Consider the following 24,594-nt stretch of genomic DNA (forward strand, 5'->3'; position numbering starts at 1 on the left):
TGATGCATTTCAAGTATCTAAAGGGCACAAGAAAAGACTAAAAAGGAAAAGGATATCTGTAATCGAAGCGTAAGCCAGTTTATAGATAATTTAGTCGTTCGATGCCAAAAATTGTCTTGTAGGACACGATTTTATCGCCTGATAAATCAACCCTTAAAACAGTATCGCCATCGAAAGAAACGTTAATGTTGTAATCCAGTCAATGGAATATGGAGTTCCAAATCGTGAAAATGAATGTTTGTGTTAATAGCCTGATTGCCTTGGGGTTGAGTTTGTCTGCAAGTGCTTTTGCTGCAGATGGCATGATTAGTTTTGAAGGTATTGTGAATGGCAAGACTTGTACGCTGGATAGCGGTAGCCAGAATTTAACGGTTACTTTGCCTTCTGTGCTGACCACTACTTTCTCAGCGGCAGGCACCGCATCTAGCGCGGCGCCAACTCAGTTTACGCTGACTGCAAGTGGGTGTGACGTTGGTACTGTCAGTGCAGCGGCTGTTTTTTCCGCCGGTGCCAATGTTGATAGCGTAACAGGTAACCTCAAGAACACTTTTGCTGGCGGTACCAATGCTCAAGTTCGTCTTTATAAGAAAGATGGCCTCACGCCGATTAACTTGGCTAACTTTGGCGATTCGGTAACTAACACCGGTACTGTAGATAGTGGTACAGGCACTGTTTCTGTTATTTTCTTTGCTAACTATTTCGGTGCTGTAGCACCTGTAACTCCTGGTTTATTGAAAACCAGCATTCAATATAGCATGCAATATCTGTAATACCCGGCCCCCAGAGGAAACTCTGGGGGTTATAGTACTTTGAGTCATCATAATAGATAGTGTAATCAATGAACGGTTATATACTTCTAGTGATTAACTCGAAAGGGTTTTATATAAACGTAATAAGTTGAAATATTTATGGTTAGACAATTTTTGACTATTTTTATGATGTTTATTGTTGTACTTAAGCTACAGGCTAGTACTCAATTAGCATCAACGCGCATAGTTTTCCCTGCTGATGAGAGAGAGGTTACCGTTCAGCTATACAATCCTGCTACCAACGCAACATTAGTTCAGTCTTGGATTGATAGCGGAGATAGGGATGTCGTGCCACCTAAAGAGGATATTCCATTTTTAATCCTACCCCCATTGGTTCGTATTAATCCTGAGCAAGGGGCAGCATTAAAAATAATATTCACAGGCCAAGGGAAACTTCCCCAGGATAAAGAAACTCTATTTTGGCTAAATGTGATGGATATCCCTCCATTGGCGAGGGGGAAAAGTGAAAATCACATTCAAATAGCCTATCGCACTAGAGTTAAGTTGTTTTTCAGACCCGCAGGGTTGCGAGGATCTGCTGAGCAGGCAATTAAAAGTGTTGTTTGGAAAACAATGCATAATGAAATTGATGATGTATTACAGGGGTGTAATAAGAGCCAGTTTTTCGTATCCATTAATCGTATATCAGTGATAATTAATAATAAAAATTATACTAATGAATTGGGGGGCTCTATTGCTCCTGGCGAATGTGAGGAATTCTCCGCTACAGCAGAGGGAAATACACAGAGTAACAATGGAGCTGTTGCTGTTGAGTGGATAAATGATTATGGCATGGTTTATAAACAGGAAGGAAGGTTAAGTAACGCGCCTTAAATAGCTGGGGGAATAATGAAAATTACTTCATATTCTGGTTATCGGATGTGGCTCTCCTGTTTTTGCAACTCGTTGGTTTAATAACGGTTTTGTATGCAGGGAAAGTTAATCCTCAGCACAGTGAATATTATTGCGACGAGCGGAAATGTTGCGGTCGGAATGATATTTAAGAGTGCCACGGTAGCTGCAAGCACCGTGACTTTCGCCAGTGGTCATAATTCATCCCCATACGACTTGGAGCGGCTTGCGAATGAGATCGCATTTATCTTTTCCGGTTCGTATTCCACCGTTACGTGCACACAATGACTGATAATGAAATTCTCCATCAAATATCGTCGCTGAACGTGCGGTTTTCGGTTAATGCCAATGTGATTGCTTCTATTCCTGTGTTATTTCGGCGACGAAGGTTCTCAACATCTATCTAGCGGGGGAAACGCTGAATGCGCTTCCGTGCTAAGGCTGAAGCGGGGTCTGATGCGTCGAGTTGAAAAGCATTCAGGGAAAGTACCATGCACGTTTATTTTAGTGAGGTGTAATATTATGAAAAATACCACAGGTATTAAACCTTTGGTGCTATGTCTGTCTTTAGCGCTCTTTGCGGTGATAGGCAGTACCCCGGCATTTGCCGTATGTGGTTTTCTTGATGGCCACAGCCTGCAAGTTCATCAACTGACTATTAGCCCAATTTCGCTGGCGCGCGATACTGCCATCGGTACGGTAGTGGGCAATGGGGAAACCCTTGCAGCCAATGGGCCAAACTATGCCTGGTGTAACAGTACCACTTTTTATCGTTACCAGATGAATGCGTCCAATGGGATGACCGTTAACGGTTTAAACAACGTTTTCCCCACCAATATTCCCGGTATTGGCCTGCGTTTTTATGGTCGGTCTGAAGGCTCTGCTAAATCTTATCAATTTAACAATCAAGGGACGGGAGGGGGCACTGTTGGTGGCGGTGGTTGGCGTTGGGGTAGCAATGGGCTTAATTATTGGGGGGTTGACGTTGTCGTGACGGGGCCGGTCAGTAGCGGTATATACAGCAGTAACCTGGTCGCCTCTTTGACGATAGATACTTTACTCGTGTTTAATGTGAGCGTTAATCCGTTTACGGTAACCGGTAGCAGCTGCGATGCATCAAGTACTCAACAGGTCGTTGATTTTGGGCGACAACCCCTCTCCGCCTTCACTGGCCTAGGAAGTACGACTCCAGCGAAAAATTTCTCTATCGAGCTGCGCGGCTGCAGTGCCACCAAGTTGAATACCATCAGCTATACGCTCAGCGCGTCTAATGGAAATGTTGTAGGATTGCCAACCGGTGTGATAGCTAATTACAATGGGTCATCTCTTATCGGCGTATTGAAACCGGCAGCTGGGATCGGCGTTAAGGTGATGGATAGCCTGGGTAACCCGGTAACGTTTGGCAGCAAAAAAACAGTCAGTTTTACGCCAGGAACAAGTTCAATAAGCATTCCCTTCAAGGCCAGTATGTACCAATACGGAAACCCAACTGTTTCAGTCGGTACGGTGTATGCGAATATGTTTTTTACCATGGAGTACAAATAGTTCCCGTATCGGTGGCGTGCCGAGAACCGCAAGCCAGGTTTCGAAGATGTCTGGCAGTCTCTCTCTCTCCCAGCCAACCCGGTATCGTTGCCGGGTTTCTCTTTTGCGGTAAATATTAAAGCAGTGAATTGAGGTAGCAAACCCAGTCGTATGCAACACGGCTAAAGCGATGGGTGATAGAGCATGGAGATATTCAATAAGTATTTCATTTCAGGCAGCATTTGCTGATGTGTACCTTCTATTCATATTTTTGATTAAATACACAACGTTATTCGGTTATAAGTGTTTAACCCAATCACACTACCTGGGTGATTTCCCTAGAAAGTTAAAAACCTCCTAAGCTCTTATCAAGTCCTATAAAGGACTTAAGTTTGTATTCTAAACTTGGCTGAGATGTTCTACTATCATTAACAGCGAATATATATTCTATGTGGTGCAGACTGCGGAGTGTAGCGAGAATAAAAGTCCGCTAACAGGTATGTAATTTATAACGTCCGTGTTTTTGTGAAATCGGATAGAACACCGCAGTTACAGTCAAAAATTGAAACAATACCTTTATAGTGGCGGGATGTTATACGTCACCTTGTAGGACAATGTGGCTTAAAAACTATATTGGTCTTTAATGCTGTATTGTGAGTGAGAAAATCGATAAACACGGAGTTAAAAATCAATGGGTAAGTATATATATGTTAGTGGGGTAATTGCCCTGGGGTTAAGCTTGTCTACAGGTGTTTTTGCTGCTGATGGTACCGTCCAATTTCAAGGGGTTGTGAATGCTAAAACCTGCACGCTGGATGCCAACAGTCAAAATATGACGGTTCTTCTGCCTTCGGTTTTGTCTACGTCTTTCCCAGGGGCTAATTCATATTCTACTGCACCAGCAACTAAATTCACACTGACGGCTACTGGGTGTGATCCAAGTCTTACGAGTGCTGCAGCTATTTTTTCCGTCGGCAGTAGCGTTGACAGTACTAACGGTAATCTCAATAACACTATTGCTACTACTAGTGGTGGTACCGATGCGCAAGTTAGGCTTTTTAAGGATGCCGGACAATCTTCGCCGATTAACCTGGCTAATTTTGGTGACTCAGGATCCAATACTGGTTCTATAACCGGTGGTGTTGCCAAGGTTGATTTTTATGCTAACTACTTTTCTAAAGCTGTGACCGCAAAGCCTGGTTTATTAAAGACCAGCATTCAGTTCAGCATGCAATATCTGTAATTCTATTTACCCCAGAGAAATCTGGGGGATATCTTTGAGGTTTGCCGTGAAATTGTTTTATCGTTCGTTTTATTCTGTCATTTTATTCAGCTTGTGCATAGTTCCAGTGGCACAGGCGAGTGTTTCTATTGAAGGTACAAGGCTTATTTATCCCTCCAGTGAGCGGGAAATCACGATTAAGATGACCAATGAAGGGACCGCACCTGCTTTAGTTCAAATGTGGACCGATCGTGGGGATCCTGCAACACAGCCACAGAATGCCGATGCTCCTTTTTTAATTACTCCGCCTATTTTTCGCATAGAACCAAGCAAGGGACAGAGCGTGCGTCTGGTGTTTGCGGGGGAAAAATTACCGCAGGATCGTGAGTCGTTGTTCTGGTTTAACGCATTGGAAATCCCCCCTGCGAATTTGGATACTGATCGGAGTTCTATGCAAATTGCTGTACGTTCCCGGCTGAAGTTATTTTACCGTCCCGCCAATTTACCTGGGGATGCAGCCAGTGCTGCGTATCAGGTCACTTGGCAATGGGTATCGGCGAAGGGGAATGGATATGCGTTACGGGCGACTAATTCTAGCCCATATTTTGTCACCTACAGCAAACTGGAATTACAGGTACAAGGCAAAAAGCATAACTTAGGCACTGGGATGATCGCACCTTTTGACCACTTGGATTTCCCGGTGAAAGGACTGAACAGCAAGGCGGCTAATAGCTCGCTGGTTTACCGCCCAATGAACGATTATGGTGTCGGCGCTGAACAAACGGTATCAATTCATTAAGCGATGCCGATGATATTATCAAAAAGGAATTAAGTTACATGTCAGCAGTGCATTTTCTTGCATATCGCTCTGTTCCAGATCAGTTATCTGCTGATATATTGCTTTTTTTAAAGCCACATATATTGGCGGTGACGATTACCGCTATTATATCGGGTTATGATCTCTTATTACCTAAAGAAGCTAGGGCTAATGAGATTGCTTATCAACAGTTTAATACGGACTTCTTACTTACGAAAGAAGGGCAGTCGGTAGATATTTCACGCTTCGAAAAAGGCGATTCTATTAATCCAGGTAATAACCGCTTTGATGTTTTTGTTAATCAAAATTTAATTGGTAGGCATGACGTTACTGTTAATAAAGACGAAGATGCACACATAACCTATTGTTTTAATAGCCAACAGGTTAAGATGTTAGGCATTGATATCAACAAACTGCCAGACATAAATGCGGTTGCCAATATACTGAAAAATGAAAAGTGCATTGATATTGAGCGCCTAGTGCCTGGGAGTAAAGTTGATTTTGATCAAACTAGCCTGCGTATTGATCTCAGTATCCCACAAGCTTATTTGAGCCAGATTGAGCGTAATTATGTTTCGCCATTGGATACCGATCGTGGTATTACTGCCTTTTTTGCAGACTATAATATTAATAGCTGGCGCTCCCGTTCATCCGGTGTTGAGCAGACACAACATTATGCGGGCCTAAATACTGGGTTGAATTTAGTCGGATGGCGTTTACGGCATAACGGAAGCTATAGCCAGAGTAGCGGTGATAATACTGAAGCAACGCGGCAATACGCATCGCTCAGCACTTATGCCCAAAAAGAGATCGCTATTTTAAAATCCCAGTTGACCATAGGGCAATATTTTACACCGTCAGATCTGTTTGAGAGTGTGCCGTATAATGGTATTCAACTGGCATCTGACGACAGAATGTTGCCCGACTCTCAGCGCGGGTTTGCTCCTGTTATCCGGGGAACCGCTGAAACTAACGCTAAAGTTACCGTTCGTCAGAACGGTAATACTTTGTATGAGAAAACGGTCGCTCCTGGTCCATTTGAGATCAACGATCTCTATAGCAGCGGTTTCGCTGGCGATGTAGAGGTTACCGTGACGGAAGCAGACGGACGTGTGCGCAGTTTTACGGTGCCTTTTGCAACGGTGCCACAGCTTTTGCGCCACGGCGTGTCGCGCTATAGCGCGGTAATAGGCACGCTGCGTGATAATCGCCTGGATAATGCTCCTAACTTTCTCCAAGGGAACTATCAGCGGGGAATATCTAATTTGTGGACCGGATACACTGGCAGCATTCTTGCCAATGATTATATGGCGGTTCAAGTCGGGGTGGCGCTGAGTACCGGATTAGGTGCATTTGCCTTGGATGTGACGCACTCTGATGCCTCGGGTCTTTCGCTCAGTCAAGGGTTGGGAGAGAAGTCTCGTGGACAGAGTTATCGCCTTAGTTACAGCAAATTACTGGAGTCGACCCAGACTAACGTAGCCGTAGCGGCTTACCGTTTTTCCAGTAAGGGATACCTCAGTTTTACCGATTACGCCCAATCGTTGGATGAGGTGGGTGACAACATTGCGACTTACCGCCAACGTAGCCGTCTGCAGGTTAACATTAGCCAAACCATGGGTGAAGGGTTTGGCAGTTTTTATCTGAGCGGGGCGGCGCAAAATTATTGGGGAGCAGGACGAGGTAGTGATATCAGCTATCAGGCTGGCTACACCAACAGTTTCAACTGGGGGAGCATCAATCTTTCCGTTGGGCGTACTCGCTCATCGAATGGCGAGCAGGAGACACAATATATGTTGGGTATTTCTCTGCCTTTGGGGAGTTCACCCCAGGCCCCTTACCTGAATACATCGGTGACGCGCTCACAATCTGGGAATATGAATTCCCAACTCGGGGTATCTGGTTCGTTGGGGAATCAAAGTCAGTTTAGTTATGGCTTGTACGGTTCCTACAATCAGTCAAGCAGTAATAGCTCGACGCATAATTTGGGCGGCAATGTGCAATATCGGGCCTCTAATGCTCTGCTTTCAAGCAATATCAGCAGTGGTAATAACTTCAACCAATACGGTGTGGGTATGAGAGGTAGCGTATTGGTTCATGCTGGCGGGATTAATTTTAGTCAAGGGCAAGGCGAAACCAAGGCCATAATTGTCGCTAAGGGGGCCAAAGGCGCCTCTTTGTTGAACAGTAGTGGTGAAAAGATCGCCGGTAATGGTTATGCCGTAGTAAGTGGGCTAATGCCATATCGGGAAAACTCGTTGGCTATTGATCCGAAAGGTATGTCAAATAACGTTGAACTAGCGACGACCGAGCAGCGTATCGCCCCGAGTTATGGCGCAATCGTGAAGCTCGATTATCCTACTGTAACTGGGCGCCCGGTACTTTTACTTTTACAAGATACAAAGGGTAATAGTCTACCGGTTGGTGCAGAAGTAAATGATAGCGAAGGGAATCTCTTGACCATGGTTGGCCAAGGGAGTCGCGTATTTTTGCGTGCTGAAAAATCGCAGGGCCAACTTGTGGTGCGCTGGGGAGAAAGTATTGATAGGCAATGTAAGGTTGATTATCAATTACCTGAGGTGGCAGATAATAACCCAACGTCTCTCTTGCAACAAAGTGCGCTGTGTTATCCTGTATCATCATCTCGTTAATGAAAATTTATAATTTTAATTGCCAGTCTCTATTTTAATTTTTCATTAAAAATTATTTCTTTAGAGAGATATTTACGCTGCATTTCTATAAGAACATTATCACTCACAATAAAACATCAACGTTAAAATAGTTAATTCATGCATCAGAGTAATTGCAAGCGATTAACTGTAGATAATCTATACGCATTTTTAATTTATGATATGAATAGGAAAAACAAAGGTAATTAATGAATATGAATTCACGAATTCAGCTGTCGCTGCCCAAGGGAGGGCGTTTTTATGTTACAGTTTTGAGTAACGACTATTTTTTTAGTTTAGGTCTTATCTCCATTGTGAAAGAGTATTTTTCAAAAACAATGGCAATGTATCAGAGTTACTCTAGAACATTAAGTTTTTGCTCTGAATCATTGATGGGGTGTGATATTGTTTTTCGTGAACATAATTATCCATGGGTATGCAGTCGATGTTATCGGCGGCCGACTAGCGATGCTGAATACATTTCAGGACCTGTGAGACATATTAATATTCGTGAGAGAAATATGTTTAGGGGTAATATGAAATTCAGCATCGGTTGCGATGCCAGCGTTGATGAGGTTTACCACCTGTTAGGTAGCTTATTATCCATTTTTTCAAAAGAAAGGGCTCAATCTAGTATGTCGCAAAAACAGCGCTGTGAGCGCTGTCGTCTGCTTCTATTGACACCAGCTGAGCGCAGGGTTTTGAATTTATTTATGACAGGCTTGTCTCTAACGTCAATAGCCATCAAGTTGCAACTTAGTCCTAAAACAATTAGTGCACTTAAGGGATCTGCAATGAGACGGTTAGAAGTAAATAACAAGGTTGAGTTATATAACATTCTCAGCCGATATGATTATTTTTTCACTAAAAAATTAATCAGATAAAACAGATGATTAAATATACTTGATGTGGTGTTAAAAATAAGGTGCAGCGAATATCTCTGCACCTTGGGAGTATATATGGATGATGTTAATTAATATTGATTAATTGCAGTAAGACATGTCTGCCTGGTCGATCTGAGTATTACTAACACCATGTTTGTCAGTACAGGTAGTGACTTTGCGGCAAACGGTGTTTGCCCCGAATGTCATTTTTGCATAAGAGATTTTGCAAATATTTTCAGCGCCACCAATGACGTTTGAAGCTTCTGATGCGTTTAATTTTTTCATAAAACATCCTTATAATTAAAGTGTGGAGTAAATGTCTTGAAGTCTAATTCATTAAATAGTTAAAAACCATTTAATGGCTATTAGTGCTGATTAGGTTTAATGAACCTTTAAGACGAATAAATTATAGCGTTGGCATAAACTAAGAGTCAACGCTGATGCCTTGGTAAAACTCTGTTTTGGAAAGATCTTGGAAATACTAATCCATTAGGATATGGTATATTCCTATGAATGGTTAAAATTGTTGGAAAGTTAACTGCCTGTTAAAAACAAAAGGCTATCGCATGGCTACAGATGAGTGGTAGTAATAAAAATACGGTTTTGCTGCATTCTCACGAGAAATTATTTTAAAATTTAATCTTGTAAATATACTCCTGTTATTATCATTGTAATGATTGATTATTGTAAGCCTTAATAGGCTAGCCATTCTCTTGCATGAAGGCGCTGTTAAAATGGGTTTACAGCCCCCTGGCTTGGCGATTATCCTGAACAGGCGTTGGTGGCTTTGCCAACAAAAATTTGATGATTTTTTAATGACTCGGGGTGCCCTTCTTTGTGAAGGCTGAGAAATACCCGTACCACCTGATCTGGATAATGCCAGCGTAGGGAAGTCTCGGTATCCAACCGGTACCTGCCTTCTGAACGCCGGTTGGGAGCAATATGTTCACTCGACCTGATGTGTTACCCGGCCACCGTGCCGCCGCCTGTTTTCACCAATTTAAGCAACGTTCCCCTCTGATTCATTGCCTGACTAATGACGTGGTGCAGGAGCTGACTGCTAATGTCCTGCTGGCCGTGGGCGCTTCTCCGGCGATGGTGGTTGAGCCTGCCGAGGCGGCACAGTTCAGCCGTTTAGCGGATGCGTTGCTGATCAATATCGGCACGCTGCACAGCGCGCGGGCCGAATCGATGTTGGCCGCTATCGCGGCCGCTAATCAGGCAGAAAAGCCGTGGACGTTGGATCCGGTGGCGGTGGGCGGCCTGGATTATCGCACCGAATTTGCCCAGCGGTTGCTCCGGCTGCAGCCTGCGGCAATTCGCGGTAACGCGTCGGAGATTATGGCGTTGAGCGGTCTGCAGGCCAGTGGCCGTGGCGTCGACAGCCATGACGATTCGCTGGCGGCCTTGCCAGCCGCGCGTGAGCTGGCGCGCGGCAGCGGCGCGATTATTGCCGTGACCGGGGTGATGGATTACGTCACCGACGGTGAACGTGCTTGGGCCGTAACCGGCGGCGATATCCTGATGACGCGGGTGGTGGGCACCGGTTGTGCGCTGTCTGCGGTCGTGGCTGCCTTTTGCAGCCTGCCGGGCGATCGGTTGGATAACGTAGCCACTGCCTGCCGCGTGATGTCGTTATGCGGTGAACGGGCGGTGGCGCGCAGCAGCGGCCCAGGCAGTTTTACCCCGGCGTTTCTCGATGCACTTTATCAACTGGCCCCGGAGGAGCTGCAATGAAACGTATCAATGCGTTGACCATTGCGGGCACCGATCCGAGCGGAGGCGCAGGGATTCAGGCCGATCTGAAAGCGTTTTCGGCATTAGGAGCCTATGGCACCAGCGTGATCACCGCCTTGGTGGCGCAAAACACCCGTGGGGTACAGTCGGTGTATCACATCGATCCGGCTTTTGTTGCCGCCCAGCTTGATTCCGTGCTCAGCGATGTGCGGATCGACAGCGCCAAGATCGGCATGCTGGCGAACGCGGATATCGTCATGGCGGTGGCGGAACGTCTGCGCCACTATCCACTGCCGCATGTGGTGCTTGATACGGTGATGCTGGCTAAAAGCGGCGATCCGCTGCTGGCTCCCGAGGCCGTCGAATCCATCCGTCGTGAACTGTTGCCGCTGGTTTCTTTGATCACGCCAAATTTGCCGGAAGCGGCGGCGCTGCTGGCTTGCGCACCGGCCGAGAATGAACGGCAAATGCGTGAGCAGGGGCAGGCATTGCTGGCGATGGGGTGCCAGGCGGTGCTGATGAAAGGGGGGCATTTGAGTGAAGAAGAAAGCCCGGACTGGCTGTTCACCGCCGATCTGGAGCAGCGCTTCACTGCACCGCGCGTGGCAACCCGCCACACCCATGGCACCGGTTGCACACTTTCAGCAGCACTGGCGGCGTTGCGCCCGCGCTATGAAAACTGGGTTGAAACGGTGGCAGCGGCCAAAGCTTACCTGCAACAAGCCTTGCAGCAGGCGGACAGCCTTGAGGTGGGCCAGGGTATCGGGCCCGTGCACCATTTTCATGCCTGGTGGTGATTAGGCCGGGCGCGGGAACGCCCGGCACAGAGATCAGCCGATCCCAGCCTGATGCAGATCGTGCAGGTTGAGCGCCCCGACCAACACGCCGCTAAGGTTAACGACCGGGGCCGCGCTGATATGTTGTTCGTGCAATGCTTCCAGGGCTTCGCCGGCACGCCATTGCTCCGGCAAGCGATAGCCGGGGCGGGTGATCGCCGGGCTCAGGGCATCGTTGAGGCTGTTGCCCTTCACCAGCCAGCGGCGCAGGTCGCCATCGGTAAATACGCCCACCACTTTTTGCTGGGCATCGCACACGGCGACCAGGCCAAGGCCGGTGCGGCTCAGTTCCAGCATCGCTTCCATCACGTTGGCGCTTTCTGCAACCACCGGCAGGCGATCGCCGGTGCGCATCAGATGGTGTACGCGATTGAGCAGGCGCGCACCCAAACTGCCCCCTGGGTGAGAACGGGCAAAGTCTTCGGCGTTGAAACCACGCTGACGCATCAGCGCCATCGCCAGTGCATCGCCCATCATCAGGGTGTTGACCGCGCTGGAGGTAGGGGCTAATCCCATCGGGCAGGCTTCATGCTCCACGCTGATATCCAGGGTACAGGCTGCAGCCAGCGCCAGCGGTGACTCTTTGCCACCGGTAATGGCGATCACCGGGATCTGGCTTTCTGCCAGCAGCGGCAGGATCAGATCCAGCTCTTTGGCGCGGCCAGAATAAGAGATAAAGATCACCACATCTTCGGCACCGATCATGCCCAGATCGCCATGCAGCGCTTCGGCTGGGTGGACAAAGAAGGATGCCGTACCGGTGCTGGCCAACGATGCGGCAATTTTTTTGCCGATATGGCCGGATTTGCCGATGCCGGAAACCACCGCTTTACCCTGGCAGTTCAGCAGCAATTCACAGGCGCGAACAAAGTTATCGTCCAGCCGGGTCAGCAGGCGCTGCGCTTCAGCCAGTTCAATCTCCAGGGTTTCGCGGGCAAAGTTGAGCAGGGCAGTGGCGTTACTCATCGGAGTCTCCTACCAGAATGATATTGATGCCTTTCGCCTCTAGCGCGGCGAGGTAATCTGGGTTGATGCCTTTATCGGTGATCAGCGTATCCACCACGCTCAGGTCGCACACCACGTTCGGGCTTTTGCGGCCAAATTTTGAGGAGTCGACCAGCAGCACAATGCGGCTGGCGGCTTCGCACATCGCTTTGCTGACGTTGTGCACCTCATTGAAGGTGGTGACTCCCGCGTTGAGATCGACACCGTCGGCACCGATAAACAGTTTATCAAAGCTGAACTGATGGAACGCCGACTCTGCAAGGTTGCCGTGAAACGACGCCGACTTTTTACGGTAGGTGCCGCCGGGCATTAGGATGGTCTGATCGTTATCCAGTTCCACCAGCGCATTGACGATATGCAGGCTGTTGGTCATCACGGTGATGTTATTGAACTGCGCCAGATGGGGTACCATCTGCAATACGGTGCTGCCCGCATCGAAGATCAGCGAATCACCATCGTTAATCAGCTTGATGGCGGCGTAGGCGATCTGGCGTTTCTTTTCGGTATTGATATGGGTTTTGCGATCGATAGGTTGATCGCCATCGTCACGGCTGAGCACCACACCGCCGTATGTGCGGATCACTTCACCTTCTTCTTCCAGCAGGGTGAGGTCTTTACGGATGGTGGTGCCGGTAGTGGAAAAATGTTCTGCCAGGGCGTCCACTGCCGTTTTGCCATGTCGCTGCAAGTATTCGAGGATGGCGGCTTGCCGTTGCTTTGGTTTCATAGCGATTCCTGTTCACAAGAGTTGAGCATTCCTCTCGGTGAATAATTCACTATGAAAGGTAATGTCTTTTAATGTGAAAATATCATGATTTCGGTTTAATCGCTAACGATAGTGCAGTTTGGCATGCCTGATCCTCGGGGAAGATCACATCTGGGCATAAATTTTGTTGATGCATACCATGTAACTCACTGAGTTGTTTAGGTTGTGCAAAAATGGTCAGGCCTCGCATCAACAGGCTGCCGCATACCCGTTGCTGTTCATCGAACGCCAGCGCCAGTATCACGCGGGGTTTGAAGCGCCCGCCAGAGCGGCCAACCCCCACGGTGCCTTGCTGGCACAGGCGATCAAAGGCGCGGTTGAAACGCTGAATCTGCCACCAGCCGAGGGCGATTTGCATCAGCCAGGCGATAACGGCAAAGGTGATGAGTGCGCTGGTCATGAGGTTGTGCTCCTATGTGAAAATAAAGGGTAAGGCAGGTGATATTTCCCCTCACCCTAGCCCTCTCCCACGGGGAGAGGGGACGGTATGTGCCACCGTTTTACCCCTGCCTTAACCGTGGCATTTATCGATTCCCTCGCCCTTGGGCTGAAGGGCGGTATGCGCCACCGTTTTAAGCCTGTCTTAACCGTGGCACTTGTCGGTTCCCTCGCCCTTGGGCTGAAGGGCGGTATGCGCCACCGTTTTACGCCTGTCTTAACCGTGGCATTTACCGATTCCCACTCCCTTGGGCTGAGGGGCGGTATGTGCCACCGTTTTACGTCTATCTTATCCGCGGCACTTGTCGGCTCCCTCTCCCTTGGGGAGAGGGTTGGGGTGAGGGGACACAATCTCGCCCTCAGCCGATATATCAGAACATCACTTGTCCGCCGGTAATGTTGATCGACTGACCTGTGCAGTACGACGCCTTATCGCTGGCGTAAAACAGCAGGGTGTTCAGCACGTCCTGATACTCACAGCCGCGTTTGAGCGGCACCTTGTCGGTGTAATACTTTTCAACGTCTTCTGGCTTGATCCCCAGTTTCTGCGCGTATTGCGGCAGTAACGATTGGAACATCGGCGATTTCAGTAGGTTGCCGAGCATCAGGGAGTGCACGGTAATGCCATAATCCGCCAGATCAAGCGCCAGCGATTGGGTGAGCCCGACGCCGCCGAATTTGGCTGCGCTGTAGCCCGAATTATGCTTGCTGCCGACTTTGCCGGATTTGGAATTGATCTGAATAATGCGCCCGGCAACGCCGTCGCGGATCATCAGGCGCGAGAATTCGCGGGCACAGAGAAAATAGCCCACCAGGTTCACCTGCAATGAGCGATCGAAATCACCCAGTTGGAAATTGGTGATCGGTGCCGCTTTGGCGATCCCGGCGCTGTACACCAGCAGATTCACCCGGCCGAAAGCCCGATCAACCGCTTCTGCCAGTGCGATAACGCTGGTTTCATCGGTGGCATCGGCCTGGAAGCCGATTGCGCGCTCGGCACCGTATTGCTGATTGATTTGCTGTGCCACCTGATGGGCGTTGTCAGCGTTCAGATCCGCCACCGCTACGCGGTAACCGGCCTCAGCCAGGCCGTGGCACAGGAAGGCACCTAACGTTTGACCACCGCCAATCACTACAGCTACTTCAGACATGTTGTATTCCTTATGCGTATACTCGTCATACTTCAGGTTTAGAGTAAAAATTTGAAGGTGCTACCTAGTGGGATATCGCCAGGTGTCGGGCCGGTAACGTGGATCGAACCGGGGAATTCCGCCTGTGTCTCACCGTCGAAACGCACGGTGACGTGGCCCAATTCGCGCAGATTCTGCGTGGCAACTTCACCAACGGCGGTGATCGGGTAGCGGTTTTCGCCGAGCTCCATTATCCCACCGACCTGTAAATCACCGGCGGTAATACCGTGCTGGTGGATGAAACAGTACTCTTCGATGTCTGCCGGAGCGCCTTCACGAAAGGTGATCAGCATGTCATCCAGCAGCGCATCACGGGCATAGCCGCCGATACGGGTGATGGTGGTCTGGAAAATGGTGTTCATCGCTTTCCCCTGTTCAATTTATTGATAAATAAAGGCCGATGCTGCCCAGGCGATCAGCACTGTGGGTGCGCCGGTGAGGAAGCGCCCGACCAGTACCGAAGGCACGCCAACCCGCACCGTATCCTGCTTGGCCTCTGCCAATGACAGTCCCACCGGGATAAAGTCGCAGGCGGCCTGCGCGTTAATGGCAAACAGCGCCGGTAACGCCAACTGCGGTGGAATATGGCCAAGGCCGATCTGCACGCCGACCAACACGCCGATCACCTGAGCAATCACCGCGCCTGGGCCAAGGAATGGCGAAAGCAGCGGGAAGGAGCAAATCAGCGCCAGCGTCACCAGGCCGATTGGGCTGTTGGCCAGCGGCGTCAGGCCGTGAGCGATAAAATCCCCGAGCCCGGAAGCCATGATGATACCGATCAGTGCCGAGACGAAGGCCATAAACGGCAGGATGGTTTTCAGGATGGTGTCGATGGTGTCACGGCCAGCCTGGAAGAACACCGCCACTACCGAACCCATGCCCATCCCGACTTTGGCCAGCAATCCATCACTTTGCTCGGTGATCTTCTTGCTGGTGTCGTAGTCGCGCACTTTTGGTGCTGCGGGTTTTTCCGTGACCGGGGCCGTTGCCGCGCCATCAGCCACCTCAACCAGGCTGATATTGTTTTCGCGCACGCCGGAAACGTAGATATCTTCCAGAATAAACTGCGCCAGCGGGCCGGATTGACCGGTGGCATGAATGTTGATGGTCGGGATGCGGCGTTTCGGGTAAATACCGCAGCGTAAGGTGCCACCGCAGTCGATTATCACAATACCGATTTCTTCGGCTGGTGGTTCGCCCTCTTTAAAACCGTCAACCGCTGGCCAGCCGGTCAACTCGCTGAGTTTGTCGACGATCGCCGGGCGGGTACCGGCGGTGATATAGACAATTTTCTTACCGGGTTCGATAGCCAACTGCAGTGGGCCACCCCAGCCGCCAGCACCTTTTTCAATACGGATATAAGCACTCATGCTGCACTCCACAATTAAAGTTGAACCTGACGATCCAGTTGGATGCCCATCTTGCGTTCAAACAGGCTGGTGGTGAGATCGGTGATCCAGCCGCGGAAGAAGTTGGTGAACAGCCCCACCAGGAAATAGCTCACGGCCAGCGGTGCCAGCGGCAAGCCCAGCGTGGTCAGCCCGCTGGCGATCCCAAGGTAGACAAACAGTTCACCGGGGTTGATATGCGGGAACAGGCCGTTCATCGAGTGGCAGCTGTAAGAGGCCGCAGCGTAGTAGCTTGGTTTGTATTTCTCGGGCATAAAGCGACCAAGGCTCAGGGTCATAGGGTTACAAAACACAAAGGTACCGATCAGCGGCAGCAGCAGATAGCGTGAAACCGGGTTGCCTGCACAGCGCTGTGCCAATCGTTCGATTCGTTCCTGGCCAACAAATTTGATCAGCGCGTTCATGATCACTAACAGGCTGATCAGTAAAGGTAAGATGCCGGTCACCATGCTGACAAACACCTCACCACCTTTCTGAAACAGGCCGATAAACCATTCGGCTCCGTGGGTTATTAGATCAATCATTATTTTCTCCTGTGATGGATGAAATGGCGTGGAGCAAACGGCGGCCCTGTCGCCATGGATCTACAGTAATCATTTCATGAACCCATTTGTTTTAAATGGATCACAGTTTGAAAGATAAATATTTTATTTTGAAAGTTTAAAATGAAAGAAAAGGAAGTTTTAAGCCAGGGTAAGTCATGATGCGAAGAGTTTATGGCAATAAAAAGTGCCCGACATTGTTGCAATGCCGTTCATTTAAGCGCAAAACTGCATAATTATGCAGCAGTTGCTGAAGGTGTCGCCTCCCCCTCCCCGAGGGAGGGGGAACTGGTTAGCCTTAACTGTTTGGCATTGCGATATTGTCGGGCTTTGAGTTGGTTTTATTTTAAAAACAGATGGTTAAGTTTTTGAGGGGGGAGCGGTATGGCAGCAGATTAACCTAACAACTCACAGTTGGGTGGCAAGCGGCACTCAATTGCGCCTGGCTGCAATTCAATGCGGAAATGTTTGCCTTTCAATGGTTCGCCATCAAGGTTGAAGGTGATTTCGTGTGGCGCGCTAATTTCCAGCCAGGGCAATGAGGCATCAACCACGCTGCTGTTTGCTTCGCCGCTGAACAGGCTGCTAATCAGAGCCGGTAGCAGTTCTTCAGCGGTCAGCAGGCGCAGTTGCAGCAGGCCATCGTTGATCAGCGCGCCAGGGCATAGCTGCTGTCCGCCACCGGCCTGTTTACCGTTGCCGATACCGATTACCAACGCTTCGCCGGACCAGTGAAAATCCGGTCCGCTGATATCACAGCGGTCGGCCTGCAGCGTATCCATACGCAGCAGACCATGGATAAAATAGGAAACGCCCCCCAGTGCCGCTTTCAATTTTTCCGGTGTTTCGGTGGTGATGCGCGTACCAAAACCACCGGTGGCCATATTGATGAAATAGCGATCCTCGTTCACCTTCGCCAAATCGATCGGCACGGCTCTGCCTTTAATCGCCAGCGGTAACGCCTGATCCACCGCCAGAGGAATATTACACGCGCTGGCGAAGTCATTGGCGGTACCCAGCGGCACAATACCCAATATTGGGCGAGTGGTGGCTGGGCGTTGGGCCAGTGCTGTGACCACCTCGTTAATGGTGCCGTCACCCCCACCGGCGATCACCGTTCCGGCCCCCAGTTGGCAGGCTTCTGTCACGAAACGTGCGGCATCACCCTGCTCCCAGGTAACGCGAACATGTAATATCAGGCCTTCATCCCGCAGCGTTTTCACCGTAGAGCGTATTTCCTCGTTATTGGCGCTTTTGCCGTTAATGATAAGCAGCGCTGACGCATATTGGCTCATTTTTATCTCCAGGGTGAAAAAGAGTCTGTCTAAACGATAAACCACAACCGGGGGATGGGCCACCTGAATATTCAGGCAATAGCATAGGGGGGGCCTAGAGCGGCATTTTCTTACGCGGTTTGATATTTCTATCTCGGTTTAAATGTTCGTATTAAAAAAATGATTAATTGTTATATTAACTCTTATATATTAAGTGGCGAGGAATATTCTTAAGAATTTAATTGGGAAATATCTTAAAAAAATGCTTTTTTCTCATTTGTCTTGGTGGTAACTCAGTGAGCCTTTATCAATAATCTCGGCCTTTGGCTATACTCGTGATACTTCAAGTCGTTTGCCTTACTCACCCAGTCACTTACTTGAGTAAGCCTCTAGTATTATTGCTGAGGTTCACCTGTAAGCTACAATAAGTTCCTTTAAAATCATTTGGTTAATTTCTGTGGGCCACTCGGGGGATTTGAGTGTCGCCGACGGTTTCAGCGTGTTTTGGCTGTGACGAATTAATGCAATGAAAAGCAGGGAAATAAACAAAGAAAAAGCCAACCCAAGGGAGATTGGGTTGGCTAAGGAGGTGGTTCCTAGTATTGCTATGCAAATATTTTCGTTCTTAGTTTTAAGCAACACGATAATAACCAAGTTGCACGGCAATTGATGTGATCTAATTCTAATATTTGCTAAAAATCACCACCGATTGAGGTGGTGATTAAAATCGTATCAAGATTCGCTATTTTCTTCCGGTAAATTGCGAATTAACAAGGCGTAATTCAGATCAACATCCTCGGGGATTGGCAAATAAACGATATGGCCGTTACCCGGCGCAACGTCAATCATTTCCCCTTTTTTATTCTGCATGCTTTCCAGCGTAAACAGGATGTTACCACCCGGCGTCATCATTTCTACGCTATCGCCGCGTAGAAATTTGTTTTTCACATCCACTTCAGCCCAGCCGTTGCGGCGCACGCCGGTGAATTCGCCGACAAATTGCTGGCGTTCAGAAATTGAAGAACCGTGATCATAATTCTGGTGTGCATCGTGGGTGTGGCGACGCAGAAAACCTTCGGTATAGCCACGGTGCGCCAGGCCTTCCAGCGTGGTGAGCAGGGTGGGATCAAACGGCTTACCGGCAACGGCATCGTCGATGGCGCGGCGATACACCTGCGCCGTGCGTGCGCAGTAGTAAAAGGATTTGGTGCGGCCTTCGATTTTCAGCGAATGCACCCCCAACTGCGTCAGGCGCTCCACGTGCTGGATGGCCCGCAGGTCTTTCGAGTTCATGATGTAGGTGCCGTGCTCATCTTCAAAAGCACTCATGTACTCACCGGGTTTCTGCGCTTCGGAAAGCATAAACACCTTATCCGTCGGCGCACCAACGCCGAGCGTTGGCTCAACGTTCTGCACCGGGATCGGCTCATGCAGATGTACGATGCTGCCGGTATCGTCCTCTTTACCTTCTTCCGCTTTGTACTGCCAGCGGCAGGCATTGGTGCAGGTGCCCTGGTTCGGATCGCGCTTGTTGATATAGCCGGAAAGCAGGCAGCGGCCGGAATAGGCCATGCACAGTGCACCGTGAACGAAAATTTCCAGTTCTATCTCTGGCACCTGGCTGCGGATTTCGGCGATCTCATCCAGCGACAGTTCGCGGGAAAGGATCACGCGCGTCAGCCCCATCTGCTGCCAGAATTTTACCGTAGCCCAGTTGACCGCGTTGGCCTGCACCGAAAGGTGAATATCCATCTGCGGGAAGGCTTCACGCACCATCATGATCAGCCCAGGGTCGGACATAATCAGCGCATCCGGCCCCATGTCGATCACCGGTTTCAGATCGCGCAGGAAGGTTTTCAGCTTGGCATTGTGTGGCGCAATGTTGACCACCACGTAGAATTTTTTACCCAGCGCATGGGCTTCGTTGATCCCCAGCGCCAGGTTCTCGTGGTTGAATTCGTTATTACGCACTCGCAGGCTGTAACGGGGCTGGCCGGCGTATACCGCATCGGCACCGTAGGCAAAGGCGTAACGCATGTTTTTCAGCGTTCCCGCTGGAGAAAGTAGTTCTGGTGTAAACATAGTGATTCTCGGTCTGATTTCAGGTCAGCACCGCGCCACTCAATGGCGCAGCGAAAGTGGGGAATTGTAGCGGCAGCCCGGCAAGAAATCAGCAATTAACCGGAGTTTTTTAGGGGAGATCGCGCTCGTTGCTGGAGAATTCACCCTGGTCGCTGAATTGGCTCAGTGACCAAGGGTGTTTTCTGTATTTTTGCAGGGACGGCTGTGGATTGCATGGGGGAATCAGGCGTTCAAATCGCGCACATGTGGGGTTGCACCATGCTTGATCACCGACAGGACGCCATTTTTGGCAGCACTTTCTGAGGCGTACATCTGGCTGGTGCCGATCACCACGTGATTTTTGGCCCTCAACACAAAATAGGGTTTGTTGCTGTTGCTGAGTTTCAGTTCGAATTGGGCTTCGTGTGGAGCATTTGCTCGCACAGAAGCGATGCCATTTTCTGCTGAGGCTTTGCTGGCATACCTCTCGCTGGAAAGAATAATCTCTCCGTTACTGGCTTTCAGAGTGAAGTGATACTGTCCATTGCTCGATTTTTTAAGCTCGTAGTGGCCGGTTGCCATAGTCCTTCTCCGCTTGGTTCAATGACAGAGGTAAGTGTAGCCAATGCTTTGAAAAGTGACGTTTGAGCGGCGACGTTATCGCAAGATATGTGATCTTTTACACTATACCCTTCATACTTCAAGTTGCTTGGGTGTTGGCTGCACGTGCTCACTCTGATCACATAGTTCGCTATGCTCCCAGGGATGATGAGCCTCATCACTGAGGCTCACCCTACAGGCCAGCGCTTGCCGCCTACAGGCAACTCGAATTATTTAGGGTATATACTTGTCGCCTGGCGCGGTAGGCAGCTTGTGCGCAGTATTATGCAAGGCCGTTAATCAATCGGCAGGGTTCGGCTTCCCAGCGATAACCCACGCCGTAGACCGAACGGATGAAGGCTTTCTCGCCGTCAATCAGTTCCAGCTTGCGGCGCAGATTCTTGATATGGCTGTCGATGGTGCGATCGGTAACGACGCGGTAATCGTCGTACAGGTTATTGAGCAACTGCTCGCGTGAGAAGACGTTGCCCGGCTGGCTGGCCAGGGTTTTCAGCAGACGGAATTCAGCCGGCGTCAGATCCAGAATGTGCCCGCTATAGCTGGCCTGGAAACGTGGTTCATCAATGTGCAGCAGCCTTTCTTCTTCACCCTGTTCCAGGGGGCGGTAGCAGCGGCGCAGAATGGCTTTGACTCTGGCGACCACCTCGCGCGGGCTGTAAGGCTTGCAGATATAGTCATCGGCACCGATCTCCAGCCCCAACAGGCGGTCGATCTCCTCAATCTTGGCGGTCACCATCATGATCGGTACATCGGTAAAGCGGCGCAGCTCGCGGCAGATAGTTAACCCATCGCAGCCCGGTAGCATCAGATCCAGCAGGATCAGCGCTGGTTGCTGTTCATGCACCGCTGGCACCACCTCACGGCCGTTGGTCAGCCAGCGCGTGGCGTAGCCCGCCGCCTGCAGATAATCCACCAGCAATTGGCCCAGCTTGGGTTCATCTTCCACAATCATAATCTGCAATGGTGGGTTCGGGTTTTCCATCATGAGGCCTTGTTGTTCAGCGTAACGGGGAAATCTACTGTAATGCGCACGCCGCCGAAAGGCGAGTGCTGCGCATGGATCGTGCCGCCATGGGCTTCCACAATATTCTGGCTGATGGCCAGCCCCAGCCCGGCACCGCCGCTGGCGCGGTTGCGTGAGCCTTCGGTGCGGTAAAAGCGTTCGAAGATGCGTGCCAACTGTTCGTCACTGACGCCGGGTTTGCTGTCCTGCCAGTAAATCCGCAGCCCTTCCGGCAAAGGTTCGATACCGATCTCCAGCTTGCCGCCGGCGTCGGTATAGCGCAGGCTGTTTTCCAGCAGATTGTTGAACAACTGATTGAGGCGATCCGCATCGCCGAACAGTGTCGCCTGTTCTGGCAGATGGGTAACGATCTCCAGCCCTTTGGCATGAAAACGTTCGCGGAAGGCGGCGACGGCGATGTGCACCAGATGCACGCAGTCTACCGATGACTTACGGTAGGCGAGGGCGCCGAGATCGGACAGCGAAAGCTGATGCAGGTCGTCCACCAGTTTGGTGAGGGTAGACACCTCCGCCAAGAGTGAGCTGATCGACGCCGGAGTCGGTTGGCGTACCCCATCCTGCAAGGCTTCCAGCTCACCGCGCAATACCGCCAGCGGAGTGCGCAGTTCGTGGGAGACATCTGCCATAAAGGCCCGCCGCATCTGCTCGTTCTTTTCCAGCGAGATAGCGAGGTGGTTGAAATCCTGCGCCAGGCGGCCGAGTTCATCCTGGCCGCTGGCCGCGACGCGGGCACTGAAATCCCCCGCCGCCAAACGATGGGTGCCAGCGACCAGCCGCTTTACCGGTGCCAGCAGGCCGCGCGACAGCAGCCAGGTCACTGCGGCGGCCAACAGCGTCGACAGCGCGACGATCAGCCAACTGGTGCGTTTTTGCTGCCGATCGAAGTTGATGTCGGCGTTGCGCGTCAGCTTCTCCGGCGGGGCCGCCATCACCCAGCCGACGATCTGATTGTTGTAATGGATCGGGTGGCGGGTGCTCTCTTTCGGGATCGGACCAGAGTGCCCCACCAGCCGCCGATATTGGCTATCGACGATCCAGAACTGCGACCGCCAGCCCTTGGGGGGCAGATTGTGGCTGCTGTCGCTGTTTTGCTCGAACGAGCGCACGATGCGGTAAACCACCTGATCGTTATTACGCAGGAATGCCCAGTTACCGTGCAGGCGATACTGCTCTTCCAGGGCGTCACCGAGCATGGTGATACGCTGCTCGTTACTCTGTTTGATATAGTCGATAAAGCCCCGTTCAAAGCTGATACGCACACCCCAATGCATGGTGATCAGCACCAGCATGCAGGTAGCGAAGATCGCCATGAACAGTTTGCCGGTGATACCTATTCTCATTGCAACCTCGTTGGGCCGTTACTCTGCCCTTTTGTCAGCGTGCGGTTGGGGGCGATATTGGTGGGAACGCGAGCGAAAACCAGCGCGGGCAGGGCGATAATCAGCGCCATACACAGGTAACTGTAGATAAAGGCGCTGTGGATCTCGGGGCTGTCGGCCACCACCTGGTGGTGGGCGAAACTGCCGATCAGGATCCCGGCCACGCTGACCCCCAGGCTCATGGAAAGCTGCATCACCATCGACAGCAGGCTATTGCCGCTGCTGGCCAGGCGATCGGGCAGGTCTTTTAGCGTCAGGGTATTCATGGACGAGAAGCGCAGCGAGTTGACCATGCCCTGGAAAAACAACACCACCGGCAGCAGATAGACCCAGCCGAGCATCGCCACCAGCGGCAGGGTTAAACTGACCAGCGCCAACAACAGCGTGCTGGTGACCAACACGTGGCGATAGCCGAAACGGTTGACGATCTGCACCACAATACGCTTCATGCCCATGCTGCCGATGATCATCGGGATCATCATCAGCCCGGCATGGAAGGGAGAAAACCCCATGCCGATCTGCAGGAACAGCGGCGTCATAAACGGCAGCATACCGCTGCCGATGCGCCCCAGCAGGCTGCCGGTCAGGCCGATTCTGTAGGTTTCGGTTTTAAACAGGCGCAGTGAGAACAGCGCCCGGCTATTGCCCTTGGCATGCCACCAATAACCAGCCAGCGCCGCACAGCCCAGAACCACCAGCCCGAGTAGAAAGGAAGGAGAAAGCCCCATGCCTTTGTGCCCGTCGAGCGCCAGCGTCAGCGTAGCCATGCCGATCGCCAGCATGATAAAGCCGCTGAGATCAAAGCGGCGGGTCTGCATACGGTAATTGGGCATCAACAGCAGGGTGGCGATAGCACCGATAATCCCCACCGGAATATTGATCAGGAAGATCCAGTGCCAGTTGGCGTATTGCACCAGAAAGCCCCCCAGCGCTGGCCCCATCAGCGGGCCGATCTGGCCGGGCAAGGTCACGAACGTCATGGCCGCCATATACTGTTCACGCGGGACGATTTTCATCACCGTCAGCCTGCCGACCGGCACCATCATCGCGCCGCCAATGCCCTGTATCACGCGGAACATCACCAGCTCATTCAGCGAATGCGCCTGTGCGCACAGCACTGAACCGAGGGTGAACAGCACAATGGCACTGAGGAACACCCGCTGGGTGCCAACTTTATCCGCCAGCCAGCCGCTGGCGGGCAGCATCACCGCCATCGTCAGCACATAGGAGACGATCACCGACTGCATGCGCAACGGGTTTTCCCCCAGGCTGGCGGCGATCGACGGCAGCGCGGTATTGACGATGGTGGTATCCAGCGCCTGCATAAAGAAGCCAAAGGCCACAATCCATAGCTGCCACTGCACTGGGGCGGTCTGTCTGGTAATCATTCACCTACCTTTCATGTTAAAAGCTATCGTGATAGCTAATCATTACCTAGGTGCTAAAGGGGGAGCCCCCTCTCCCTGTGGGAGAGGGCCGGGGTGAGGGACTTGTAGTTCGCTGATCTTCTCTCACTTTACTGACCAGCATTATCG

The 24,594-nt window shown here is 50.8% G+C and carries 23 protein-coding genes and 1 riboswitch; of the genes, 9 read left to right on the forward strand and 14 right to left on the reverse strand.

All coding sequences use genetic code 11. The features are described 5' to 3' along the window. Positions 1 to 230 precede the first annotated feature (230 nt). The 7 genes from BMI79_RS14165 to BMI79_RS23120 all read left to right on the forward strand — a co-directional run bounded on the left by BMI79_RS14165 (position 231) and on the right by BMI79_RS23120 (position 8,777). Positions 231 to 770 carry a fimbrial protein gene (locus BMI79_RS14165; protein ID WP_244157349.1) on the forward strand — a complete coding sequence of 180 codons (540 nt, stop codon included), beginning with the start codon at positions 231 to 233 and terminating at the stop codon, positions 768 to 770. A gap of 138 nt (positions 771 to 908) precedes the next feature. Next, on the forward strand, positions 909 to 1,643 hold the full coding sequence (locus BMI79_RS14170) for a fimbrial biogenesis chaperone (protein ID WP_076942785.1): 735 nt from the start codon (positions 909 to 911) through the stop codon (positions 1,641 to 1,643). A gap of 540 nt (positions 1,644 to 2,183) precedes the next feature. Further along, the gene (locus BMI79_RS14175; protein ID WP_076942786.1) at positions 2,184 to 3,206 is read left to right on the forward strand and encodes a fimbrial protein; all 1,023 of its coding nucleotides are present in this window, start codon (positions 2,184 to 2,186) and stop codon (positions 3,204 to 3,206) included. 670 nt (positions 3,207 to 3,876) lie between these two features. Further along, positions 3,877 to 4,428 (forward strand): fimbrial protein, encoded by a 552-nt coding sequence (locus BMI79_RS14180; protein WP_076942787.1) that lies wholly within the window; start codon positions 3,877 to 3,879, stop codon positions 4,426 to 4,428. Positions 4,429 to 4,474: 46 nt separating this feature from the next. After that, positions 4,475 to 5,206: a fimbrial biogenesis chaperone gene (locus BMI79_RS14185; protein ID WP_083704449.1), complete on the forward strand. Its 732-nt coding sequence runs from the start codon at positions 4,475 to 4,477 to the stop codon at positions 5,204 to 5,206. A 38-nt stretch (positions 5,207 to 5,244) separates the two neighbouring features. After that, positions 5,245 to 7,875, forward strand: coding sequence for a fimbria/pilus outer membrane usher protein (locus BMI79_RS14190; protein ID WP_083704444.1), 2,631 nt, complete (start codon positions 5,245 to 5,247; stop codon positions 7,873 to 7,875). A 227-nt stretch (positions 7,876 to 8,102) separates the two neighbouring features. After that, positions 8,103 to 8,777, forward strand: coding sequence for a helix-turn-helix transcriptional regulator (locus tag BMI79_RS23120; RefSeq protein WP_083704445.1), 675 nt, complete (start codon positions 8,103 to 8,105; stop codon positions 8,775 to 8,777). Positions 8,778 to 8,876: 99 nt separating this feature from the next. Here BMI79_RS23120 and BMI79_RS14200 read toward each other — a convergent pair whose 3' ends face one another. Continuing rightward, entirely contained in the window at positions 8,877 to 9,062 is a 186-nt protein-coding gene (locus tag BMI79_RS14200; protein ID WP_076942789.1) for a DUF4762 family protein, read from the reverse strand. A gap of 526 nt (positions 9,063 to 9,588) precedes the next feature. Next, positions 9,589 to 9,685, forward strand: a riboswitch (TPP riboswitch). Positions 9,686 to 9,719: 34 nt separating this feature from the next. Between BMI79_RS14200 and thiM the strand changes: the two genes are divergently transcribed. Next, on the forward strand, positions 9,720 to 10,514 hold the full coding sequence (gene thiM, locus BMI79_RS14205) for a hydroxyethylthiazole kinase (RefSeq protein WP_076942790.1): 795 nt from the start codon (positions 9,720 to 9,722) through the stop codon (positions 10,512 to 10,514). Continuing rightward, on the forward strand, positions 10,511 to 11,311 hold the full coding sequence (thiD, locus tag BMI79_RS14210) for a bifunctional hydroxymethylpyrimidine kinase/phosphomethylpyrimidine kinase (protein WP_076942791.1): 801 nt from the start codon (positions 10,511 to 10,513) through the stop codon (positions 11,309 to 11,311). The genes thiM and thiD overlap by 4 nt, the downstream gene beginning before the upstream one ends. Before the next feature lie 33 nt (positions 11,312 to 11,344). On the opposite strand, the gene gutQ is transcribed toward thiD, so the two are convergent. The 13 genes from gutQ to mdtD form a co-directional block, all read right to left on the reverse strand. Next, entirely contained in the window at positions 11,345 to 12,316 is a 972-nt protein-coding gene (gene gutQ / locus BMI79_RS14215; protein ID WP_076942792.1) for an arabinose-5-phosphate isomerase GutQ, read from the reverse strand. Next, on the reverse strand, positions 12,309 to 13,082 hold the full coding sequence (gene srlR, locus BMI79_RS14220; RefSeq protein ID WP_076942793.1) for a glucitol operon DNA-binding transcriptional repressor SrlR: 774 nt from the start codon (positions 13,080 to 13,082) through the stop codon (positions 12,309 to 12,311). Before srlR ends, gutQ begins: the two co-directional genes overlap by 8 nt. An 82-nt stretch (positions 13,083 to 13,164) precedes the next feature. Continuing rightward, positions 13,165 to 13,521, reverse strand: coding sequence for a transcriptional regulator GutM (gene gutM, locus BMI79_RS14225; RefSeq protein ID WP_076942794.1), 357 nt, complete (start codon positions 13,519 to 13,521; stop codon positions 13,165 to 13,167). Positions 13,522 to 13,930: 409 nt separating this feature from the next. Beyond that, complete coding sequence (srlD, locus tag BMI79_RS14230) at positions 13,931 to 14,710, reverse strand: sorbitol-6-phosphate dehydrogenase (protein ID WP_076942795.1); 780 nt, start codon at positions 14,708 to 14,710, stop codon at positions 13,931 to 13,933. A gap of 38 nt (positions 14,711 to 14,748) precedes the next feature. After that, positions 14,749 to 15,111: a PTS glucitol/sorbitol transporter subunit IIA gene (gene srlB, locus BMI79_RS14235; RefSeq protein ID WP_076942796.1), complete on the reverse strand. Its 363-nt coding sequence runs from the start codon at positions 15,109 to 15,111 to the stop codon at positions 14,749 to 14,751. 18 nt (positions 15,112 to 15,129) lie between these two features. After that, the gene (srlE, locus tag BMI79_RS14240; protein WP_076942797.1) at positions 15,130 to 16,119 is read right to left on the reverse strand and encodes a PTS glucitol/sorbitol transporter subunit IIB; all 990 of its coding nucleotides are present in this window, start codon (positions 16,117 to 16,119) and stop codon (positions 15,130 to 15,132) included. A 14-nt stretch (positions 16,120 to 16,133) separates the two neighbouring features. Next, positions 16,134 to 16,682, reverse strand: coding sequence for a PTS glucitol/sorbitol transporter subunit IIC (gene srlA / locus BMI79_RS14245; protein WP_076942798.1), 549 nt, complete (start codon positions 16,680 to 16,682; stop codon positions 16,134 to 16,136). A 413-nt stretch (positions 16,683 to 17,095) separates the two neighbouring features. Continuing rightward, positions 17,096 to 17,995 (reverse strand): lipid kinase YegS, encoded by a 900-nt coding sequence (gene yegS / locus BMI79_RS14250; RefSeq protein ID WP_076942799.1) that lies wholly within the window; start codon positions 17,993 to 17,995, stop codon positions 17,096 to 17,098. A gap of 711 nt (positions 17,996 to 18,706) precedes the next feature. Continuing rightward, positions 18,707 to 20,056 (reverse strand): prephenate-dependent tRNA uridine(34) hydroxylase TrhP, encoded by a 1,350-nt coding sequence (trhP, locus tag BMI79_RS14255; RefSeq protein ID WP_076942800.1) that lies wholly within the window; start codon positions 20,054 to 20,056, stop codon positions 18,707 to 18,709. 222 nt (positions 20,057 to 20,278) lie between these two features. Continuing rightward, entirely contained in the window at positions 20,279 to 20,617 is a 339-nt protein-coding gene (locus BMI79_RS14260; protein WP_076942801.1) for a YegP family protein, read from the reverse strand. Between the two features lie 301 nt (positions 20,618 to 20,918). Further along, the gene (gene baeR / locus BMI79_RS14265; protein WP_076942802.1) at positions 20,919 to 21,638 is read right to left on the reverse strand and encodes an envelope stress response regulator BaeR; all 720 of its coding nucleotides are present in this window, start codon (positions 21,636 to 21,638) and stop codon (positions 20,919 to 20,921) included. Beyond that, positions 21,638 to 23,020 (reverse strand): envelope stress sensor histidine kinase BaeS, encoded by a 1,383-nt coding sequence (gene baeS, locus BMI79_RS14270; RefSeq protein WP_076942803.1) that lies wholly within the window; start codon positions 23,018 to 23,020, stop codon positions 21,638 to 21,640. Before baeS ends, baeR begins: the two co-directional genes overlap by 1 nt. Further along, positions 23,017 to 24,447: an MFS transporter gene (mdtD, locus tag BMI79_RS14275; protein ID WP_076942804.1), complete on the reverse strand. Its 1,431-nt coding sequence runs from the start codon at positions 24,445 to 24,447 to the stop codon at positions 23,017 to 23,019. Before mdtD ends, baeS begins: the two co-directional genes overlap by 4 nt. Between the last annotated feature and the right edge of the window lie 147 nt (positions 24,448 to 24,594).

Origin of the sequence: Serratia oryzae, from assembly GCF_001976145.1 — a bacterium.
Lineage (GTDB): Bacteria > Pseudomonadota > Gammaproteobacteria > Enterobacterales > Enterobacteriaceae > Chania > Chania oryzae.

Bases quoted from the DNA above. Each gene is read 5' to 3' on its own strand.
- BMI79_RS14165 (WP_244157349.1), top strand. From the start codon at position 231: ATGAATGTTTGTGTTAATAGCCTGATTGCCTTGGGGTTGAGTTTGTCT.
- BMI79_RS14170 (WP_076942785.1), top strand. From the start codon at position 909: ATGGTTAGACAATTTTTGACTATTTTTATGATGTTTATTGTTGTACTT.
- BMI79_RS14175 (WP_076942786.1), top strand. From the start codon at position 2,184: ATGAAAAATACCACAGGTATTAAACCTTTGGTGCTATGTCTGTCTTTA.
- BMI79_RS14180 (WP_076942787.1), top strand. From the start codon at position 3,877: ATGGGTAAGTATATATATGTTAGTGGGGTAATTGCCCTGGGGTTAAGC.
- BMI79_RS14190 (WP_083704444.1), top strand. From the start codon at position 5,245: ATGTCAGCAGTGCATTTTCTTGCATATCGCTCTGTTCCAGATCAGTTA.
- BMI79_RS23120 (WP_083704445.1), top strand. From the start codon at position 8,103: ATGAATATGAATTCACGAATTCAGCTGTCGCTGCCCAAGGGAGGGCGT.
- BMI79_RS14200 (WP_076942789.1), bottom strand. From the start codon at position 9,062: ATGAAAAAATTAAACGCATCAGAAGCTTCAAACGTCATTGGTGGCGCT.
- thiM (WP_076942790.1), top strand. From the start codon at position 9,720: ATGTTCACTCGACCTGATGTGTTACCCGGCCACCGTGCCGCCGCCTGT.
- thiD (WP_076942791.1), top strand. From the start codon at position 10,511: ATGAAACGTATCAATGCGTTGACCATTGCGGGCACCGATCCGAGCGGA.
- gutQ (WP_076942792.1), bottom strand. From the start codon at position 12,316: ATGAGTAACGCCACTGCCCTGCTCAACTTTGCCCGCGAAACCCTGGAG.
- srlR (WP_076942793.1), bottom strand. From the start codon at position 13,082: ATGAAACCAAAGCAACGGCAAGCCGCCATCCTCGAATACTTGCAGCGA.
- gutM (WP_076942794.1), bottom strand. From the start codon at position 13,521: ATGACCAGCGCACTCATCACCTTTGCCGTTATCGCCTGGCTGATGCAA.
- srlD (WP_076942795.1), bottom strand. From the start codon at position 14,710: ATGTCTGAAGTAGCTGTAGTGATTGGCGGTGGTCAAACGTTAGGTGCC.
- srlB (WP_076942796.1), bottom strand. From the start codon at position 15,111: ATGAACACCATTTTCCAGACCACCATCACCCGTATCGGCGGCTATGCC.
- srlE (WP_076942797.1), bottom strand. From the start codon at position 16,119: ATGAGTGCTTATATCCGTATTGAAAAAGGTGCTGGCGGCTGGGGTGGC.
- srlA (WP_076942798.1), bottom strand. From the start codon at position 16,682: ATGATTGATCTAATAACCCACGGAGCCGAATGGTTTATCGGCCTGTTT.
- yegS (WP_076942799.1), bottom strand. From the start codon at position 17,995: ATGAGCCAATATGCGTCAGCGCTGCTTATCATTAACGGCAAAAGCGCC.
- trhP (WP_076942800.1), bottom strand. From the start codon at position 20,056: ATGTTTACACCAGAACTACTTTCTCCAGCGGGAACGCTGAAAAACATG.
- BMI79_RS14260 (WP_076942801.1), bottom strand. From the start codon at position 20,617: ATGGCAACCGGCCACTACGAGCTTAAAAAATCGAGCAATGGACAGTAT.
- baeR (WP_076942802.1), bottom strand. From the start codon at position 21,638: ATGGAAAACCCGAACCCACCATTGCAGATTATGATTGTGGAAGATGAA.
- baeS (WP_076942803.1), bottom strand. From the start codon at position 23,020: ATGAGAATAGGTATCACCGGCAAACTGTTCATGGCGATCTTCGCTACC.
- mdtD (WP_076942804.1), bottom strand. From the start codon at position 24,447: ATGATTACCAGACAGACCGCCCCAGTGCAGTGGCAGCTATGGATTGTG.